Annotated in this window: 18 protein-coding genes; 9 read left to right on the forward strand and 9 right to left on the reverse strand. The window is 65.2% G+C overall.

Going from position 1 to position 17,034, the window contains the following annotated elements; all coding sequences use genetic code 11:
• Positions 1 to 121 precede the first annotated feature (121 nt).
• From WD006_RS16985 to WD006_RS16995, 3 genes are all read left to right on the forward strand, one after another.
• The gene (locus tag WD006_RS16985; RefSeq protein ID WP_029309340.1) at positions 122 to 733 is read left to right on the forward strand and encodes a glutathione S-transferase family protein; all 612 of its coding nucleotides are present in this window, start codon (positions 122 to 124) and stop codon (positions 731 to 733) included.
• 65 nt (positions 734 to 798) lie between these two features.
• Complete coding sequence (locus tag WD006_RS16990; protein WP_029309339.1) at positions 799 to 1,791, forward strand: pyridoxamine 5'-phosphate oxidase family protein; 993 nt, start codon at positions 799 to 801, stop codon at positions 1,789 to 1,791.
• A gap of 7 nt (positions 1,792 to 1,798) precedes the next feature.
• Positions 1,799 to 2,008 (forward strand): hypothetical protein, encoded by a 210-nt coding sequence (locus tag WD006_RS16995; protein WP_011518544.1) that lies wholly within the window; start codon positions 1,799 to 1,801, stop codon positions 2,006 to 2,008.
• Between the two features lie 16 nt (positions 2,009 to 2,024).
• Here the strand turns inward: WD006_RS16995 and WD006_RS17000 are convergent, their stop codons facing one another.
• Genes WD006_RS17000 through WD006_RS17010 form a run of 3 tightly spaced genes read right to left on the reverse strand, consistent with a single transcriptional unit; the run spans position 2,025 to position 5,419 of the window.
• Complete coding sequence (locus WD006_RS17000; RefSeq protein WP_029309338.1) at positions 2,025 to 2,525, reverse strand: hypothetical protein; 501 nt, start codon at positions 2,523 to 2,525, stop codon at positions 2,025 to 2,027.
• Between the two features lie 17 nt (positions 2,526 to 2,542).
• The gene (locus WD006_RS17005) at positions 2,543 to 3,532 is read right to left on the reverse strand and encodes a Bug family tripartite tricarboxylate transporter substrate binding protein (protein WP_008644606.1); all 990 of its coding nucleotides are present in this window, start codon (positions 3,530 to 3,532) and stop codon (positions 2,543 to 2,545) included.
• 57 nt (positions 3,533 to 3,589) lie between these two features.
• Entirely contained in the window at positions 3,590 to 5,419 is a 1,830-nt protein-coding gene (locus WD006_RS17010; protein ID WP_029309337.1) for a gamma-glutamyltransferase family protein, read from the reverse strand.
• Positions 5,420 to 5,542: 123 nt separating this feature from the next.
• Between WD006_RS17010 and WD006_RS17015 the strand changes: the two genes are divergently transcribed.
• Together WD006_RS17015 and WD006_RS17020 are read left to right on the forward strand one after the other, a co-directional pair.
• Positions 5,543 to 6,481 carry a LysR family transcriptional regulator gene (locus WD006_RS17015; protein ID WP_024570653.1) on the forward strand — a complete coding sequence of 313 codons (939 nt, stop codon included), beginning with the start codon at positions 5,543 to 5,545 and terminating at the stop codon, positions 6,479 to 6,481.
• Between the two features lie 37 nt (positions 6,482 to 6,518).
• The gene (locus WD006_RS17020; RefSeq protein ID WP_011518539.1) at positions 6,519 to 6,836 is read left to right on the forward strand and encodes a YnfA family protein; all 318 of its coding nucleotides are present in this window, start codon (positions 6,519 to 6,521) and stop codon (positions 6,834 to 6,836) included.
• A gap of 80 nt (positions 6,837 to 6,916) precedes the next feature.
• Here WD006_RS17020 and WD006_RS17025 read toward each other — a convergent pair whose 3' ends face one another.
• On the reverse strand, positions 6,917 to 7,297 hold the full coding sequence (locus WD006_RS17025) for a c-type cytochrome (protein WP_029309336.1): 381 nt from the start codon (positions 7,295 to 7,297) through the stop codon (positions 6,917 to 6,919).
• Positions 7,294 to 7,701, reverse strand: coding sequence for a VOC family protein (locus WD006_RS17030; RefSeq protein WP_029309335.1), 408 nt, complete (start codon positions 7,699 to 7,701; stop codon positions 7,294 to 7,296). The genes WD006_RS17025 and WD006_RS17030 overlap by 4 nt, the downstream gene beginning before the upstream one ends.
• Positions 7,702 to 8,047: 346 nt before the next feature.
• On the opposite strand from WD006_RS17030, the gene WD006_RS17035 reads away from it, so the two are divergent.
• A complete protein-coding gene (locus WD006_RS17035) occupies positions 8,048 to 10,465 on the forward strand; it encodes a DUF3772 domain-containing protein (protein WP_029309334.1) in 2,418 nt (805 codons plus the stop codon).
• A gap of 396 nt (positions 10,466 to 10,861) precedes the next feature.
• On the opposite strand, the gene pip is transcribed toward WD006_RS17035, so the two are convergent.
• A complete protein-coding gene (pip, locus tag WD006_RS17040) occupies positions 10,862 to 11,818 on the reverse strand; it encodes a prolyl aminopeptidase (protein ID WP_029309333.1) in 957 nt (318 codons plus the stop codon).
• Positions 11,819 to 11,950: 132 nt separating this feature from the next.
• Between pip and WD006_RS17045 the strand changes: the two genes are divergently transcribed.
• Entirely contained in the window at positions 11,951 to 12,670 is a 720-nt protein-coding gene (locus WD006_RS17045) for a DUF2076 domain-containing protein (protein WP_029309332.1), read from the forward strand.
• 64 nt (positions 12,671 to 12,734) lie between these two features.
• Here WD006_RS17045 and WD006_RS17050 read toward each other — a convergent pair whose 3' ends face one another.
• A complete protein-coding gene (locus WD006_RS17050; protein WP_029309331.1) occupies positions 12,735 to 14,000 on the reverse strand; it encodes an MFS transporter in 1,266 nt (421 codons plus the stop codon).
• Between the two features lie 361 nt (positions 14,001 to 14,361).
• Between WD006_RS17050 and WD006_RS17055 the strand changes: the two genes are divergently transcribed.
• A complete protein-coding gene (locus WD006_RS17055) occupies positions 14,362 to 14,769 on the forward strand; it encodes a hypothetical protein (RefSeq protein ID WP_029309330.1) in 408 nt (135 codons plus the stop codon).
• A gap of 122 nt (positions 14,770 to 14,891) precedes the next feature.
• On the opposite strand, the gene WD006_RS17060 is transcribed toward WD006_RS17055, so the two are convergent.
• Positions 14,892 to 15,788 (reverse strand): LysR family transcriptional regulator, encoded by an 897-nt coding sequence (locus WD006_RS17060; RefSeq protein ID WP_029309329.1) that lies wholly within the window; start codon positions 15,786 to 15,788, stop codon positions 14,892 to 14,894.
• Positions 15,789 to 15,881: 93 nt separating this feature from the next.
• Here WD006_RS17060 and WD006_RS17065 point away from each other — a divergent pair, with 93 nt between their 5' ends.
• Positions 15,882 to 16,667: an NAD(P)H-dependent oxidoreductase gene (locus WD006_RS17065; protein WP_011518528.1), complete on the forward strand. Its 786-nt coding sequence runs from the start codon at positions 15,882 to 15,884 to the stop codon at positions 16,665 to 16,667.
• On the opposite strand, the gene WD006_RS17070 is transcribed toward WD006_RS17065, so the two are convergent.
• Positions 16,664 to 16,960, reverse strand: coding sequence for a nicotinamide mononucleotide transporter (locus WD006_RS17070; protein ID WP_008648027.1), 297 nt, complete (start codon positions 16,958 to 16,960; stop codon positions 16,664 to 16,666). The two genes, WD006_RS17065 and WD006_RS17070, sit on opposite strands and share 4 nt — an antisense overlap.
• Positions 16,961 to 17,034: the final 74 nt, after the last annotated feature.

Raw genomic sequence — 17,034 nt, forward strand, 5'->3', positions numbered from 1 at the left:
CGAATCCGCAAGAGTCACTTCTTCCCCCGGCCGTTTTTCGTGGCACGGGACGTCCCTATATTTGATGCGAACCCGGCATTTGCCGTGGCGCCGAACCATCGCATCCAAGGACGTCCCGACCATGAAACTCTATGTGCACCCGCTTTCCGGCCACGCCCACCGCGCACAGCTGCTCCTGTCCCTGCTCGGCCAGCCGGCGGAACTGATCGAAGTGGACCTGATGACCGGCGCGCACAAATCGCCCGAGTTCCTGCGGCTGAATCCGTTTGGCCAGATCCCGGTGCTGGTCGATGGCGAAACGGTCGTGCCCGATTCGAACGCGATCCTGGTCTACCTGAGCAAGAAGCTTGGCCGCACCGACTGGCTGCCCGAAGCACCGGCGACGGCAGCGGCTGTGCAACGCTGGCTGTCGGTCGCCGCGGGCGACATTGCCTTCGGACCTGCCCGCGCGCGCATCGCCACGCTGTTCAACGCGCCGTACGATCTGGATGATGCTGTCGCGCGGGCCCACGTCGTGCTCAAGCGCATGGACGATGCGCTGGCCGATCGTCCATGGATCGCCGCCGATCATCCAACGATTGCAGACGTGGCGCTCTACAGCTACACCGCGCGGGCGCCGGAGGGCTTTGTCGATCTGCGGGACTACGGCAAAGTGCGCCAATGGCTGGCTCGCGTGGAGGCCCTGCCGGGCTTCGTGCCGATTGTGAAAAGCCCGGTGGGGCTCGAAGCCTGAAATCGCCAGCCTGAATCCGCCTGCCTGAAATCGCCTGCCCGACAAGTCACCACCTGGAGCGCACCATGAACCGTCAACCTGCCCCCCATGCGGCGCTGCTGCCCGGCACGCCCTGGCATACCGGCGAGCGCATCCTGCAATCCCGGGCCGGCGTGGAAGAGCGTCTGGCCGAAGTGGGTCCGCGCGTGGTGCGTGATTACATGTCCGACCAGCATCGCGAATTCTTCGCGATGCTGCCTTCCGTCGTCATCGGCGCCGTGGCCCCGGACGGCCACGTCTGGGCCACCCTGCGCGCGGGACAGCCCGACTTCCTCCAATCGCCCAATCCGTACCTGCTGGAAGTCGCGAGCCCGCGCGATGCCGATGATCCCGCCGACAGTGGTATGGAAGACGGCAACGCCATCGCACTGCTCGGCCTTGACCCAATGACCCGCCGCCGCAACCGGCTGAACGGCACTGTGCACCGCGATGACGCGCGCGGCTTTGGCGTGACGGTGGGACAAAGCTTCGGCAACTGCCCGCAGTACATTCAGAAGCGCGAGTTCGTGGTCACGCGTGACCCCGCGACGCCAGGCACCGTCGCGCCCCAGATCCTGACCGCACTCGATGCTCGGGCGCGGACGTTGATCCGCCATGCCGATTCGTTCTTCGTCGCGACTTATGTGGATCTGCCGGGGGGACGCCAGGTGGATGTATCCCATCGTGGCGGCCGACCCGGCTTCGTGCGCGTGGATGCCGATGGCAGCCTGACGATTCCGGACTTCCCCGGCAATACGTTCTTCAATACGCTTGGCAACATGCTGGTGAATCCGGTGGCGGGACTGGTGTTCGTCAGCTATCCGACCGGCGACCTGCTGCAGATGACGGGCCGCGCCGAGGTCATCACCGATTCGCCCGAGATCGGCACTGTCGAGGGTGCGGAGCGGCTGTGGCGCTTTTTCCCCCAGCAGATCGTGCGCCGCGATCGGGCGCTGCCGCTGCGCTGGGATTTCATGCCCGGCGGCGAATCGCCGCAGGCGCTGCGGACTGGCGTCTGGCCCGGAGATCCAGCTTCATGACAGGAACATGAAACCCCGACGGGTGTCAGGGAGCGCAGTGCCTGTGCCACAATCGCGCGACTTGGAGGTCCGCGCGTTCGGTGATCAGGATGTGGAAATCGAGGCAGCACTGGTGGCCACCTCGGCGGACGGCGACGCGCTCGACGCGAGCGTCGCCCGACTCGGCGGCACCAGCGTGGTCAGTCAGGCGTTCTGGAGCGCGAGCACGACGGAATAGAAGCGGGGTCGGCCCTTCAACCGGCAATCACTTCAACGACAGCCGGCGCCACAAGCTGCCCCAGCAGCCGCAGCGCAGTAATCTCATCGGCCGTCCACGCCTGCACATCCGCCAGATAGTTGAACGTACCGATCACCGCGCCGCGCCGGCTCAGCGGCACGTTGACCACACCGTTCAGGCCAAGGCCACGAATCACGGCGATGTCGTCGAACACCGCTGCCAGCGCCTCGTCACCCTCACCGACGAAGACCTCCCCGCGCACCAGCAACTGGCGCGTCCAGGCCGTATCGCCCTTGATCTTCTTGCCGCCCACCGGATAGGCCGCCGAGTCCGACGACCATAGCCGTTCGATCTCGCCCGTCCTCACGTGCCATGCGTTGATCGTCAGCAGGCCGGGGCCGACCATCGCCAGCGTGGCCTGCCCAACGGCATCCATCGCGCCCTGCGGCGTGGCCGCATCGCGCAGGCGGTCCAGCAGTGCATTCAGTTGTGCCTGCCAATGCATCGGCAATGTCATGTTCGCCGCGTCCACCATCATTCGCCCTGGATGCCGAGTTCGCGGATCAGCTTGCCGTAGCGGTCCGCATCGCGGCGCAGGATCTTGCCGAATTCCTGCGGGGTGGACGTCGCCGTCTCGACGCCGATCGACTCCATCTTGGCCTTGACGTCGGGCAGCGCCATCGCGCGGTTGATCTCGTTGTTCAAGCGCGTCACCAGTTCCGCAGGCATGTTCTTCGGGCCAAAGGCGCCGTACCAGACCGAAAGCTCGTAGCCGGGCAGGGTCTCGCCCACCGTTGGCACATTGGGCAGCAGCGGGGAGCGCTTGGCTTCGGTCACGGCCAGCAGGCGCAGCTTGCCGGACTTCACGTGCGTCAGCGTCTGGGTACCCGCCGAGAACAGCAATTGCGTCTGGCCCGCCACCGTATCGACCACGGCCGGCGCGCCACCCTTGTACGGCACATGCAGCAACTGCACGCCGGCCATCTTCTCGAACAACACCGCGCTCAGATGATTGGTGGAGCCGGGGCCCGCGCTGGCGTAGGCGACCTTGCCCGGATTGGCCTTCGCGTACGCGATCAGTTCCTTGACGTTGTGCACCGGCACGGACGCGTTCACGACCATCGTGTTGGTCACATAGGCCAGCAATCCCAGCGGCGTGAAATCATCCACACCCTTGAACGGCATGTTCGGCATCAACGCCGGGTTCATCGCGTGCGTGCTCATCGAGCCGATCAGCAGCGTGTAGCCGTCCGGCTTCGCGCGTGCCACCATTGCCGAACCGATGTTGCCGGAAGCACCCGGCCGGTTGTCGACGATGACCGGCTGGCCGAGCGACTTGGTCAACTGCTCGGACAGCGTGCGCGCCAGGATATCCGTCGAACCACCCGCCGCCCACGGCACGATGAGCGTGATCGGCTTGGTCGGCCAGGCATCGGCCGCGCTGGCCAGGTTCGCAAACGACATCGTCAATGCGGCGGCACCGCACAGCAGGCTTCTCAATACGGACTTCATCTCGGACTTCATCTCCAACCCCCTTCGGTTTCTGTTTCTGTCTCGGTCTTCGGTAATGTCGTGTGTGTATCAGCGGCCGACGGCATAGCCCTGCATGCCGCGCGCGTTGGCGCCGGCGCGCAGCACGAGCCGCCCTCTGGCATCGCGCTCGCGTGTGCATGCCGACATGCGGCCCTCCGACCAGTCATCACCGACGCGAACCTCGTGCCCACGGGCACGCAGCGCTTCGATCGTGGCAGCGGGAAAGCGCGATTCGACGGTGATGCGGTTCAGTGTGGTCTGGCGCGGCCAGAACGACTGCGGGAAGTGGTCGATATGCCAGGCGGGCGCGTCGATGGATTCCTGCAGGTTCATGCCATGCACCGCGTGGCGCATGAAGAATGCCAACGACCACTGGTCCTGCTGGTCGCCGCCGGGCGTGCCGAACACCATGTAGGGCTCGCCGTCGCGCATCGCCAGTGACGGCGACAGCGTGGTGCAGGGCCGCTTGCCCGGCGCCAGCGTGTTGGGCAGGCCCGGTTCGAGCCACGTCATCTGCAGGCGCGTGTTGAGCGCGAAGCCGAGCGACGGAATCGTCGGGCTCGACGACAGCCAGCCGCCCGAGGGCGTGGCCGCCACCATGTTGCCGTGGCGGTCGATCACGTCGATATGGCAGGTGTCGCCGACGAACAGCTCGCGTTCGGCCCATTCGGTTACCGGCGGCAGCGCGGCGAAGGTCGGCTCGCCCACGCCGAAGCGCGTATCGGCGGCAGTCAGCGTGCGCTCGGCCACGGCGGGGTCAGGCATACGCGGCGCGCGGCCACCCAGCGCGCCGGGGAACATCGTCAGCGCCGCCCGATCACCGATCAGCGCCGCGCGGCTGGCCAGATAGTGCGGATTGAGCAGCGCGGCCAGCGGGCTATCGACGAAGCGCGGATCGCCATACCAGGCGGCGCGGTCGGCCATCGCCAGCTTGGCAGCCTCGGCGATCGTGTGGACGAACTCGGGCGATGTTGGCGCGTGCGCCTCCAGCCCCGCATGGCGCAGCATCCCGAGTTGCTGCAGGAACACCGGGCCCTGGCTCCAGATATCGCACTTGGCCACGCTGTAACGGCCAAAGTCCAGCGAGACAGGCGCCTCGACCGTGGCTTGCCAGTGCTCCATGTCCTCGAAGCGCAGCAGGCCGACGTGCTTTTCGCCAGTGGTGTCGCGTACCGGCGTGTTGCGGCAGTACGCGTCGATCTCCTCGGCCACGAAGCCCTGATACCAGCAGCGCATGGCCGCGTCGATCTGGCCCTCGCGGGTGTCGCTCTGCGCGATCGCAGTCGTCACGATGCGCGTATAGGTATCGGCCAGCACCGGCAGCGTGTGCAAACTGCCGGGGCGCGGCACCTTGCCGTCCGGCAGCCAGGTATCGGCCGAGCTGTGCCATTCGTCGCGGAACAGCGCCTGCACGGCAAGGATTGCCTGCGAGATGCGAGGCACGAGCGGAAAGCCATCGCGCGCGTAGCCGATGGCCGGCTCAAGCACGTCGGCGAGCGACCAGGTGCCGTGATCACGCAGCATCGTCATCCATGCGCCGAACGCCCCCGGCACCGTCGCCGGCATCAGCCCGATGCCGGGCATCATCTCCATGCCCATCTTCCGCAGCGCTTCCGGATCAGCCAGCGCCGGGGCGGGGCCCTGGCCGCAGACCGAGCGCGCGGCACGCTCACGCTCGCTCCAGAACAGGATCGGCACCTCACCGCCAGGCCCGTTCAGATGTGGCTCCACCACCTGCAGCACGAAGCCGGCTGCCACGGCGGCATCGAACGCATTGCCGCCGCGTTCGAGCACGCCCATGGCGGTCTGCGTCGCAAGCCAGTGGGTGGAAGCGGCAACGCCGAACGTGCCGACGATCTCGGGGCGTGTCGTGAACATGAAGTGTGCGCGCAATGGCTGGATCGGAATGTATTCGAGTATAGGCAAGTGAAATAACCACCAAGAGCCAAATACTTATCGATGCATTACCATTTGGTTATACAACTCCTTCCCATTGCCGCCATGCCGATCGCCACCGACAAGCTGCTGCACAACATCGTCTCCCGGCTGCGCCTGCGTCACCTGCCGCTGCTGCTTGCGCTCGAGCAGCAGCGCTCGATCTCGCGCGTGGCGGCCGAAATGAACCTGTCACAGCCGGCCGTGACCAAGGCGCTGCGGGAAATCGAGGACATTTTCACCACGCCGCTGTTCACCCGCACCCGCAACGGCCTGGAGCCAACCGCAACCGGCACGGCAGTGCTGGGCCATGCGCGCATGGCGCTGGCCGACGCTGACGCGCTGGGGCGCGAGCTGGCCGTGATCGAAGCCGGTCTGCGCGGCCGGCTGCGCATCGGCGCCATCCCCTATACGGCGCGCGCCGTGCTCGATGCCGCGCTCGCCTACGGGCTGAACCGCACGCCGCGCATCTCGGTGCTGGTCAGGGAGGGCACCACCGACGAACTGGTCGTCGCGCTGCGCCAGCATGAACTCGACTGCGCGATCGCGCGCTCGTTCTACCTGGCGGGGGAAGACATCGTCCAGCAACCGCTCTATCGCGAGGAGCCGGTGCTCGTGGTACCGTCACGCGCTGCCGCGCGGCTGTCGCGCGGCGGACTGGACTGGAAGCGGCTGGCCGAGCTCGACTGGATTCTGCCGCCGCACCATACGCCGGTGCGCCGCACGATCAATACGATGTTCGCGCTGGCCGGCGTGGCGCCGCCGCTGCCGATCGTCGAGACTTATTCGGTCAAGCCCATGGCCACACTGCTACGCAGCCAGCCGCACGTGATCACGATCGTGCCGAGGTCAGTTGGGGCAGAACTGGTCGAACTGGGCGATGCCGCGATGCTGCCGTTCTCGCTCTCGTGGGACCTGCCACCCGTGGGCTTGATGTGGCGGCGCGAGTCGCAGGAAAACGAACTGGTGACGGGGCTGGCAGCGGCACTGCGCCAGGCCATCTGAATCGACAGCAGGAAAAAGGAAAAGGCTGAAAACCGGGATGAAAACCGTCGGACTCTATCTGCTTACCGCGCTGGCCGAGATTCTCGGCTGCTATCTGCCCTACCTCTGGCTGCGCCAGGGTGCGAGCCCGTGGGTACTCCTGCCCGGCGCGGCATCGCTGGCCGTGTTCGCGTGGCTGCTGACACTGCATCCGGACGCCTCCGGCCGTGTGTATGCAGCCTACGGCGGCGTCTATATCGCGATGGCCATCGCATGGCTCTGGGCGGTGGATGGCGTGCGCCCGAGTCCGTGGGATATCGCGGGCGTGGCGGTGGCGCTGGGTGGCATGGCCATCATCGTGTTCCAGCCGCGCTGACGCGCCGCCCTGCTCTTCCTGCTCTTCCTGCTTTCCCTGCGCTCCCGCCATTGCCGCCGCCTTTGCCGCCGCCTTTGCCGCTATTGGAAGGTGCGTAGGTAAGCAAGAAGATCGGCGATCTGCTGCGGATCGCTCATGCCCCAGAAACGCATCTTCGTGCCCGGCACCACCTTGCCTGGCGACTGTACAAAGGCACCCAGCGTGGCATCCGACCAGACCACGTTCGACGTCTTCATCGCATCGGAATAACGATAATCCGCCGTACTGCCGGCCTTGCGACCGAACACGCCATTGAGCTGGGGTCCGAATGCGCCACGCGCCGACGGGCCGACGCGGTGGCATGAGGCGCAGAGCCGAGTGAAGGTCTCCTTGCCGGTCTGGACATTACCGACGGTGGCATTGGCTGCATTGGCGACTGGATGGACAAGCAGGGCAAGAACGAGGGGTAATGCGTATTTCATGCTGCGGGATAGCTCGCCACCTCGATCAGGTTTCCATCGGGATCACGGCAATAGACCGACGTGATCGCCCCCAGCGCCCCGGTGCGCTGCACCGGCCCGACTTCCACGGCCACCTTGTGGGCCAGGAAATGCGCAACCACCTCCTTCGGCGGCATGTGCGTGATGAAGCAGAGATCGTCGCTGCCGGAGGTCGGATGCACACCCGTGAACCATGCAACGGTGTCTTCGCCCACCGGGCGCAGGTTGATCTTCTGCTGGCCGAACTTCACCGATACCCGTTTGCCGGAACGTGACTCGAAGTCCTCACGCTTCATGCCGAGCACCTGCTCGTACCACGCGGCGCTGGTTTCCATGTCCTTCACATTGAGCACGATATGGTCGAAGCGATCGATTGCGAGCGTCATGGGGGCCTTTTTCCTGAAGGGATTGTCGGGGTCCGTACGATACCGACAGCGAGATGTAACAAGACGTTTGGCTGTGAAACAAGCGGTACTGTACACCCCGTGTGATGCATACGCGTACGTATAATGCGGTCTTCCACGACGGGCGCGTAGTACGTAACTGACGCGCCCAGACTCAGTCTCCTCCGCCGGGCGGCATCCCATCCGCATGTCAGCCCGCACTCGTTGAAAGTGGCGGCCCAGCGCACCATGCGCGGCTGCGCTTTCGTTGTTCATCCTGGCGCGTCGCGCCCGGCACTGCCTGCCGGGACTGGCGAACCCGGAAAATTTCCACGAAGTGCAATTCGCCATGAGCAAGATTTCCAGGCTCGCCTTGAGCCTTGTATTGGCCGCACTGTTTCATGTCGCCGCCCCCGCGCTTGCCGCGGAAAGCGCCTCGGACGCCGAGGCCCAGCAGATTCCCGTGCTGACGCACGCGGAGGCCGTTGCCGAACTCAAGCGCCTGCAGACCGCGCAGGACCAGATCAAGCAGCAGGCCTCCAGCGCCTTGGGGCGCACCAAAATCAATGGACTCGACGACGACCTCAAGCAACTGGCCACCGATGTCGACAAGCTCGCTGCATCACTGACGCCGCAACGCGCGCAGCTGCAATCCCAGCTTGATGTGCTGGGCCCGCCGCCCGAAACCGGCAAGGCAAAGGAAGCCCCGGCCGTGGTCGCGCAGCGCGCCGAACTCACCGCGCGCAAGACGCAGCTCGACGACGAACTGAAGCAGGCGGCCAGCAGCAAGGACAACATCGCGCACCTGCAGGAACAGTTGGCCAAACTGCAACGCACGCAAATGAAGGATCAGCTTGCGTTGCGGTCCGAGAGCATCCTGAATCCCCAGTTCTGGAAGCCGCTCTTCGGGCGCGCCCCCGAGGATCCGGAGCAGCCCGGCGCCTTCACCGACGAGATCGTCCCAATGTTCGAGCACGCCTGGGCGTCTGGGCAACGGGCGACCACGGTCATCCTGCTCGTGATCGCACTGGCCGCGTGGACACTGGGGCGCCGTCTGCTCGAACGCGGCGCGGCGTGGCTCTGCCTGACGCAGTTGCCCGAAGCTCGCATCCGCCGTAGCGCGCTGGCGTTCGCCACAACACTGGCCACGGTGATCGCCACGGCCACCGGCGTGCGCATTGCATTCGCGGCGTTCACCGGCGGCGAAGACGTCCCGCCCGAGATTCAGGACCTGCTGAACGAGATCGCCAAGCTGGCAATGACCAGCGCACTGATCGCGGGCCTGGGCCGCGCCCTGCTCTGCACGCGGCATCCTTCATGGCGGCTGCCTGCGCTGGCCGACCGGCTGGCGCTCGCCATGAAGCCGTTCCCGACGGTGCTGGCAGGCTTGCTCCTGCTGGCCGGCACGCTTGAGCAGTTCAACCGCATGGCCGATACGAGCCTGCCGGTCACGCTGCTCGGCAGAGGCGTTGTGTCCTTGGTGGTGGTGTTGACGATTGGCGCCGCACTGCTGCGTGCCAGTCGCGTGCGCGCCGAGCTGCTCGCAGCCGGAGAACAGCCCGAAGCCCGCGCCACGCTCGTCGGATTGATCCACGTCGGCGTCACGCTGACCGTGGCGATCTCGTTCGGCGCGCTGCTGATCGGCTACATCAGCATCGCGCGCTTCCTGACCTACGAACTGGTCTGGTTCGATATCGTGCTGTGCAGCCTCTACCTGCTCACGCAACTGACGCGCGACATCTGCGAGGCCACGTTCTCCACGCAGTACGGCGGCGGACGCGTCATCAAGCAACTGTTCGGCGCAGGCGATACCCAGCTCGAACAGGCCTCCACGGTCTTTTCCGGTCTCGGCTCCAGCGTGCTGCTTCTGCTGGCCGTGCTGGCGCTCCTCACCGGCGGCTTCGGCACGACACCCGCCGATCTCTTCAACAGCCTGCTGGCCATGCTCGGCGGCGAGAAGCTACGCGCGCTGAACATCATGCCGGACCGCATCATGAACGCGGTGATCGCGCTTGTGGTCGGCATCTGGCTGCTACGCTCGGTACGCCGATGGCTCGATGCGGAACTGCTGCCGAAGCTTTGCTCGGAGTCCGGGCTGCGTGCGTCGCTGATCACGCTGTTCAGCAATATCGGCTATGTGCTGCTGGTGCTGCTGACGCTCTCGTTGCTGGGCGTCAAATGGGAAAACCTGGCGTGGATCGTCAGCGCGCTGTCGGTCGGTATCGGCTTCGGCTTGCAGGAGATCGTCAAGAACTTCGTCTCCGGCCTGATCCTGCTGACCGAGCGCCCGGTCAAGGTAGGCGACATGGTCAGCCTGGCCGGCGTCGAAGGCGATATCCGTCGCATCAACGTACGCGCGACGGAAATCCAGCTGGCCGACCGCTCGACCGTGATCGTGCCGAACTCGCAATTGATCTCGCAGAACCTGCGTAACGTGACGATGCACAACAACACGCAAGGTGTGGCCACGCTGCAGTTGACGTTCCCGCTGAACACCGACCCCGAAGCCGTGCGCGACCTGCTGCTCGACGTCTACCGCCAGAACGAAGCGATCCTCGACATCCCCGCGCCATCGGTGACGTTCAGCCAGTTGGCGCCGAACGGCATCACGCTGAGCGTCACCGGCTATGTGAACAGCCCCCGCATCGCTGGTGGCACCAAGAGCGACCTGCTGTTCGAGATCCTCAAGCGGCTACGCGCCGAGGAGATTCCACTGTCGGCGCCACAAACGCTGCGGCTGGAAAATATGGAGGCATTGGGGACGTAAATAGGGGTGTAGATCAGGGACGTAGATTGGGACGAGTTGACTCCCCGTCACCCCATCACCACGTCACCCCATTGCTCCTTCGTGCCCAGTCCAATAATCGGCGCCATCGTCATGGGTGGCGAGCGCGATCACCTGGGTGCACCGTTGGCATGTGTAGAGAAAGGCCTGCGCACCGGTGCCGGATATGGCATCGCCGGTGCGGATCAGGCGGGGGTGTGGCGGAACATAACCGGGACGACCCAGCAGGCTCTTGCAGAGTTCGCAAGGAACCATGGCGCTCTCCAGATTCTGGTGCGATTCGCGGCAATGACACCCGCGACAGGTGATTTTTGTGCAACGCAGCAGAATCCAGTATAGGCGCACGATCGTTCGATCGCCACGCCCGGGCGGTGTGACTTATTCCTTACCGGCGAAGTGGTCCGTTGCGGCGATCAATTGGTCGAGAATGCCGGGTTCGCTCCAGGCATGGCCCGCGCCTTCGATCAGATGAAAGTCCGCGTCCGGCCAGGCCTGATGCAGGGCATAGGCGTAACGCACCGGACAAGGCATGTCGTAGCGACCATGCACGATCACGCCAGGGATGCCGGCCAGACGATGGGCGTCGCGCAGCAGTTGCCCGTCGTCAAGCCAGGCACCGTGTGTGAAGTAGTGGTTTTCGATGCGCGCGAATGCCAGCGCGAAATGTCCGTCGGCATGTTTGGTGCTGATACCGGCGTCCGGTAGCAGCGTGATCGTCTCACCTTCCCAGACGCTCCAGGCCTGAGCGGCCTCGACCTGTTTTGCCTTGTCGTCGCCGGTCAGGAGCTTCCGATAGGCGGCCATCATGTTGCCGCGCTCGGCCTCCGGCACCGGCGCCTGAAAACGCGCCCATTTGTCGGGGAACATCTCCGATACGCCGAACTGGTAATACCAGTCGACTTCGGCCCGCGACACCGTATAGACGCCACGCAGCACCAGTTCGCTCACGCGCCGAGGATGTGTCTGCGCGTAGGCAAGCGCCAGCGTCGATCCCCATGATCCCCCGAACACAAGCCAGCGCTCGACGCCGATCCGCTCGCGCAGCTTCTCGATGTCGTCGACCAGATGCCAGGTGGTATTGGCCTCCAGTTCGGCATGAGGCGTCGACTGGCCGCAGCCGCGCTGGTCGAACAGCAGCACGTCGTAGCGGGCGGGGTCGAACAGACGTCGATGATCTGGCGAGATGCCGCCACCCGGCCCGCCGTGCAGGAACACCGCCGGTTTGGCACCGCGCGTGCCGACGCGCTCGTAATACAGCACGTGGCCATCACCGACGTCGAGCGTGCCGGTCTCGTAGGGTTCGATAGCGGGATAAAGGGTGCGCGGCTCAGGCATGTCGCCTCCCGGAAAGCCTTGAGGGAAGCCAAGTGTAGTGCCATCGTGCAGTGCAACGCGCCTTTAAGTTTCGTTTAAGTCTTGGTCCCTACAGTGGAGCCGTACCGCAACCGCCTCCTGGAAAGGTGACGTATGACCCCTCAAGACATGCAAGCACTGGAAACCTTCCTGAGCCAACTCGTGCAGGCTCGCGCCGATGGCAAGGACCCGCAGGCCGCGGCGATGATCGCCGATGCGGCCGGCCGGCAGCCCGACGCCGCCTATCTGCTCGTGCAGCGCGCCATGTTGCTTGATCGCGCACTGGTGAATGCCCAGGCCCAGATTGCATCGCTCCAGCAGCAGCTTCAACAAATGCAGCAGGGCCAGGGCTCGCGCAGCTTTATCGATGACGCCAACGCCTGGGGCAACCATCCCGGCCGCGCGATGCCCGGCGCCGCTCCGTCCGCGCCACCGCCCTATCAGGCCGCCCCGCAGTATCCATCCACGCCGCAACCCGCCCCGCAGCCACCGCAAGCGGCCCGGCCCGGCTTCCTGAGCGGAGGCCTGGGCGGCACGCTTGGCAGCATCGCCACCACGGCAGCGGGTGTCGCGGGCGGCGCGATGCTATTCCAGGGCATCGAAAATCTGTTCCACCGCAACAGCGGCGGCTTCTTCGGGCAACCTGCAATGGGTTCGGCGCCCACCGAGACCGTGATCAACAACTACTACGAGGATGGCAGCGGTAGCAACGGCGGCAGTGGTGGCAGCAATGCGCTGCTGGCCGACAACGGTAACCTCGACAGTGGCAACCTCGACAATGGTCTGGACGACTTCGTCGACGACGACTACCGGAACGACGACTCGATCTTCTGATTCTTCTGGCCGTCCTGAGCCCGGCGCGGGATCCTGCCTCCGGTCCCGCGCCTTGGGGTCTTGCTCAGGCTGTCACGGTGATGTCACGGCGAGAGGCACTCATCAGTGACCACCCAAACACGACCATACCGGCCAACGCCAGCAGCATCCCGACCCAGCCGGTTGAGGTCCAGCCGAGACCGGCGGCGATCGTCACGCCACCAAGCCATGCGCCGAGCGCGTTCGCCATATTGAACGCCGAGTGATTGAGCGCGGCGGCCAGCGTCTGGGCGTCTCCGGCCACGTCCATCAGGCGTATCTGCAACGGCGGGCCCAGCGCCACGGCGGTGCCTACCAGCATCACATTGAGCGAAGCAAGCCACGGGTGTGGCGCGGTGTACACGAAGGCGCCCAGCACCAGCGCGGACCAGAGCAGCACACCACCGATGGTTGGCATCAATGCCTTGTCCGCCAGCTTCGCGCCGGCCAGATTGCCGGCCACCATGCCGACGCCGAACAACGCCAGCACGATGGGAATACCGCTGGCGGGCATATGCGCCACCTCGAGCATCGTCGGCTTGACATAGCTGAACACCGCGAACATGCCACCAAAGCCGATGGCACCAATGCCGAGGGTGAACCAGACCTGCTTGCGCGCCAGCGCGGACAGTTCGCGCAATGGGCTTGCATGGCGATCGGCGGGCACAAACGGCACCCAGCGCCACACCAGCAAAGCCGTGAGCGCGCCGATGGCGCCCACGATCACGAACGCGGCGCGCCAACCCAGCCACGTGCCAATGCCGGCAGCGATCGGCACTCCCACAAGGGTCGCCACGGTCAGCCCGAGCATGACCAGGCCGACGGCCTGCGCACGGCGCTCGCGCGCCACCAGACTCGCCGCCACCAATGCGGCCACGCCGAAGTAGGTGCCATGCGGAAATCCTGTGAGCAGGCGCACGGCGAGCATCGGCAGATACCCCGGCGCCAGCGCGCTGGCGAAGTTGCCCAGGGCGAAGACGCTCATCAGCGCAATCAGCAGGTTACGGCGTGGCCAGCGCGCGCCCAGCACGGCCAGCAAGGGCGCGCCGATGACCACACCCAGCGCGTACGCGCTGATCAGGTGGCCGGCCTCGGGAATGGTGATTGCCAGATCGCGCGCGGCGTCGGGCAGCAAGCCCATGATGACGAACTCGCCGGTGCCAATGCCAAAGCTGCCAACGCCTAGCGCCAGCAAGGCACGGCGGTCAGCCGCGCGATCACGGGCCGTGGCGGCATCGCCTTCGGTAGATGAATTCGGGGACGAACGGGTGAGATCGGGAACGCTGTCGAAGTTTCCGTGTGGGGCGGTCATGAGCAGAGAGATTGCGAAGCACTTGTCATAGCTTGTCGCCGCTCACTGGCGGACAGGATCTTGCGTCCTGTCTCGGGGGCTCCAGCGTGCTCCGCGCGGCGCGAAGGCGCTATTGTGAAGCAAAACGGCGCAGCCTGCCGGACACGGCCCGGTGTGGATGAAAAGGCCGATCGACGCACAATCCGCGCGCAATCCGCGCACGATCGCGCCATGGTGGTCGATCCCACGATTCCATCGCATCAGTACTGCGCGCAGGGCTATCGGCGCACGATGCGCCGCCCTATGCTGAAGTTATGCGACGCCCGCGTCCCGTACCCGTGAACCACGGCCCGGGTGCCGCGACTCGTGTGTGGGAGGGGATATGTCCCTGCGTAGCATCCTGTTCATCGCCGCCGTCACCATTACCTGGAATTCGCCTGCAGCCGCGGCGGGCTGCCAATACGACATGCAGTGCAAGGGCGACCGAATCTGTCAGCAGGGCCAGTGCATGACGCCCGAAAGCGACGACTCCGACGCCGCCACTTCCAAGGGACAATCGGGACAATCTGGGCAACCGGCACAACCTGTACAGCCGGCACCACCCGCGCAGTCGGCCATGAGGCTGGCTCCCGCGTCTACCACCGCGAGCGCGCCGCGCAACTGTTGCACCGTGGCAGGTAAGTTGCGGTTGACCACACCTCAATCGGGCGATGCCGCGCTGATGGTCGGCGACGCCTGTCAGGGCCTGACTGCCACGGGCAAGCCAGTTCCCGGAACGGCCTGCAACTAACGCTTGCAGACTTCCCCATCGACATCCCAACGTCATCCCGACGACATCTGACTGTCATCCGGCGGCCGCCATCACACCACCATCACACCGCCATCACGGGCCCGGAGCCATCCGGGCCCCACCTATCGCACCGCCGCCGCGATCGACTCCCGCAGCCACTGATGCGCGGGGTCGCGATGGACCCGCTCGTGCCACAACATCGACATCTCGAATCCTGGCACCTCCACTGGCGCATCGACGATCTGCAGCCGGTCGTTGTCCCGCACCAGCCGGGCCGGCAGCATCGCTACCAGATCGGTGCTGGCCAGCACCGATTCAAGGTAGAGGAAGTGCGGCACGGACAGCACGACCCGTCGCGACAGCCCCACCTCGGCCAACGCCTCATCGGTGGCACCGACGAATCCCCCGCCCTCGGGCGACACGATCACATGCTCCAGTGCGCAGAACTGGGCGATGGTCGGCTTGCGCTTCAGGCGCGAGTGTCCACGGCGGCCGGCCAGCACGAAGCGCTCGGTGAACAGCGGACGGAGATGCAGGCTTTCCGGGGCATCGGTGGTGATATGGAACACCAGATCGACGTCACCTTGCTCCGCCTGACGCGCAATCCGTGGCGGCGCCAGTTCAATGACCGCCATGCGGGTGCCGGGCGCAGCCTGGCGCAAGCCGGCCAGCGCCGGCAGCAATACGGTTGTTTCGCTGTAGTCGGTGGCGGCAACGCGCCATGTCTGCGTGGCCTCGGCGGGGTCGAACGGATGCTCTGGCGAGATGGCCGCCTCCAGCGCGGCCAGCGCCTCGCGCAGCGGTTCGCGCAGTGATTCGGCGCGGGCGGTGGGGCGCATGCCACGTGGCCCGGGCAGCAAAAGCGGATCGTCAAAGATCTCTCGCAGCCTGGCCAGATGCACGCTCACCGAGGGCTGGGAGTAGTGCAGCCGCTCGGCCGCGCGCGTGACGTTATGCTCGGCCAGCAGCGTGTCGAGTGTGACGAGCAGGTTCAGATCGAGACGCCTCAAATTAATCATGGCAATACCTGGGATATTAGGAATTCATTTCCAATATAGCTCAGGCGAACCTAATCTTGGTCCTGCCCCATCCTCAGTCATCAGGACACCGACATGAACGTACTGCTTGTCTATGCTCACCCCGAACCGAAATCGCTGAATGGCTCGCTCAAGGACTTCGCCGTGCAACGGCTGGAGGCAGCAGGCCACCAGGTGCGGGTCTCGGACCTTTATGCCATGCAATGGAAGGCGCCGCTCGATGCCGGCGACTCGCTGGCACCTGCGAATGGCACGCCGTTTCATCCGTCGCTCGCTTCGAAGCACGCATTCGAGAACGGACTGCAAAGTCCTGACATCGCACGCGAGCAGGAAAAGCTGAAGTGGGCCGACGCGGTAATCCTGCAGTTTCCGCTCTGGTGGTTCTCAATGCCCGCCATCCTCAAGGGCTGGATCGAGCGCGTCTATGCCTTTGGCTTCGCCTACGGTGTGGGCGAGCATTCCGATTCGCGCTGGGGCAATCGATATGGCGAGGGCACGCTTGCAGGCAAGCGCGCCATGCTGATGGTGACGACTGGGGGGTGGGAATCCCACTACGATGCGCGCGGGATCAACGGACCGATCGAGGACATCCTGTTCCCGATCCATCACGGCATCCTGTACTACCCGGGATTCGACGTGCTGCCGCCCTTCCTGGTGTTTCGGTCGGGCCGGATCGACGGCGATCGCTATGCCGCGGTGACCGAAGAACTTGGTCAGCGGCTGGACACGCTATTCACGACGGAACCCATCGCCTTCCGGCCACAGAACGGCGGCCAGTACGAGATTCCGTCACTGATCCTGCGGTCGGACATCTCACCCGGACAGACCGGATTCGCGGCGCACGTGGCGCTGGAGAACTAGGCCGCTGCGGCAGCCGTGGGCGTGTGGGCAGCCAGTTCGCGGTAATAACGCGTATGACGATAGAGCCCGTAGAGGCTGGTTGCCGTGAAACCGAGCTGCTGCACGAACAGGCCATAGGTGCCGGTGGCCAGCGCGAAGGCACTCCACACCAGGTTCGAGCAGATGTAGGCAATCCAGCCCCAGCGCGACGCGCGGTTGTGGAGTGCAACAAGGAAGGAGCCGCTCATCGCGAGGGCGCAGCCCGACCATTCCAGTCCGTTGAGCAGGTTGGGGATTTGGGCCGCAAGCTCCATCTTTGTCTCCGTTTTGCGTTCATTTTTTGTATGCAAACAGAAGACTATCGTCACTGACAAATTCTGGCAAGAGG

The organism is Cupriavidus sp. Met-2 (assembly GCF_049843575.1).
GTDB lineage: Bacteria > Pseudomonadota > Gammaproteobacteria > Burkholderiales > Burkholderiaceae > Cupriavidus > Cupriavidus metallidurans.

Bases quoted from the DNA above. Each gene is read 5' to 3' on its own strand.
- WD006_RS16985 (WP_029309340.1), top strand. From the start codon at position 122: ATGAAACTCTATGTGCACCCGCTTTCCGGCCACGCCCACCGCGCACAG.
- WD006_RS16990 (WP_029309339.1), top strand. From the start codon at position 799: ATGAACCGTCAACCTGCCCCCCATGCGGCGCTGCTGCCCGGCACGCCC.
- WD006_RS16995 (WP_011518544.1), top strand. From the start codon at position 1,799: ATGAAACCCCGACGGGTGTCAGGGAGCGCAGTGCCTGTGCCACAATCG.
- WD006_RS17000 (WP_029309338.1), bottom strand. From the start codon at position 2,525: ATGACATTGCCGATGCATTGGCAGGCACAACTGAATGCACTGCTGGAC.
- WD006_RS17005 (WP_008644606.1), bottom strand. From the start codon at position 3,532: ATGAAGTCCGAGATGAAGTCCGTATTGAGAAGCCTGCTGTGCGGTGCC.
- WD006_RS17010 (WP_029309337.1), bottom strand. From the start codon at position 5,419: ATGTTCACGACACGCCCCGAGATCGTCGGCACGTTCGGCGTTGCCGCT.
- WD006_RS17015 (WP_024570653.1), top strand. From the start codon at position 5,543: ATGCCGATCGCCACCGACAAGCTGCTGCACAACATCGTCTCCCGGCTG.
- WD006_RS17020 (WP_011518539.1), top strand. From the start codon at position 6,519: ATGAAAACCGTCGGACTCTATCTGCTTACCGCGCTGGCCGAGATTCTC.
- WD006_RS17025 (WP_029309336.1), bottom strand. From the start codon at position 7,297: ATGAAATACGCATTACCCCTCGTTCTTGCCCTGCTTGTCCATCCAGTC.
- WD006_RS17030 (WP_029309335.1), bottom strand. From the start codon at position 7,701: ATGACGCTCGCAATCGATCGCTTCGACCATATCGTGCTCAATGTGAAG.
- WD006_RS17035 (WP_029309334.1), top strand. From the start codon at position 8,048: ATGAGCAAGATTTCCAGGCTCGCCTTGAGCCTTGTATTGGCCGCACTG.
- pip (WP_029309333.1), bottom strand. From the start codon at position 11,818: ATGCCTGAGCCGCGCACCCTTTATCCCGCTATCGAACCCTACGAGACC.
- WD006_RS17045 (WP_029309332.1), top strand. From the start codon at position 11,951: ATGACCCCTCAAGACATGCAAGCACTGGAAACCTTCCTGAGCCAACTC.
- WD006_RS17050 (WP_029309331.1), bottom strand. From the start codon at position 14,000: ATGACCGCCCCACACGGAAACTTCGACAGCGTTCCCGATCTCACCCGT.
- WD006_RS17055 (WP_029309330.1), top strand. From the start codon at position 14,362: ATGTCCCTGCGTAGCATCCTGTTCATCGCCGCCGTCACCATTACCTGG.
- WD006_RS17060 (WP_029309329.1), bottom strand. From the start codon at position 15,788: ATGATTAATTTGAGGCGTCTCGATCTGAACCTGCTCGTCACACTCGAC.
- WD006_RS17065 (WP_011518528.1), top strand. From the start codon at position 15,882: ATGAACGTACTGCTTGTCTATGCTCACCCCGAACCGAAATCGCTGAAT.
- WD006_RS17070 (WP_008648027.1), bottom strand. From the start codon at position 16,960: ATGGAGCTTGCGGCCCAAATCCCCAACCTGCTCAACGGACTGGAATGG.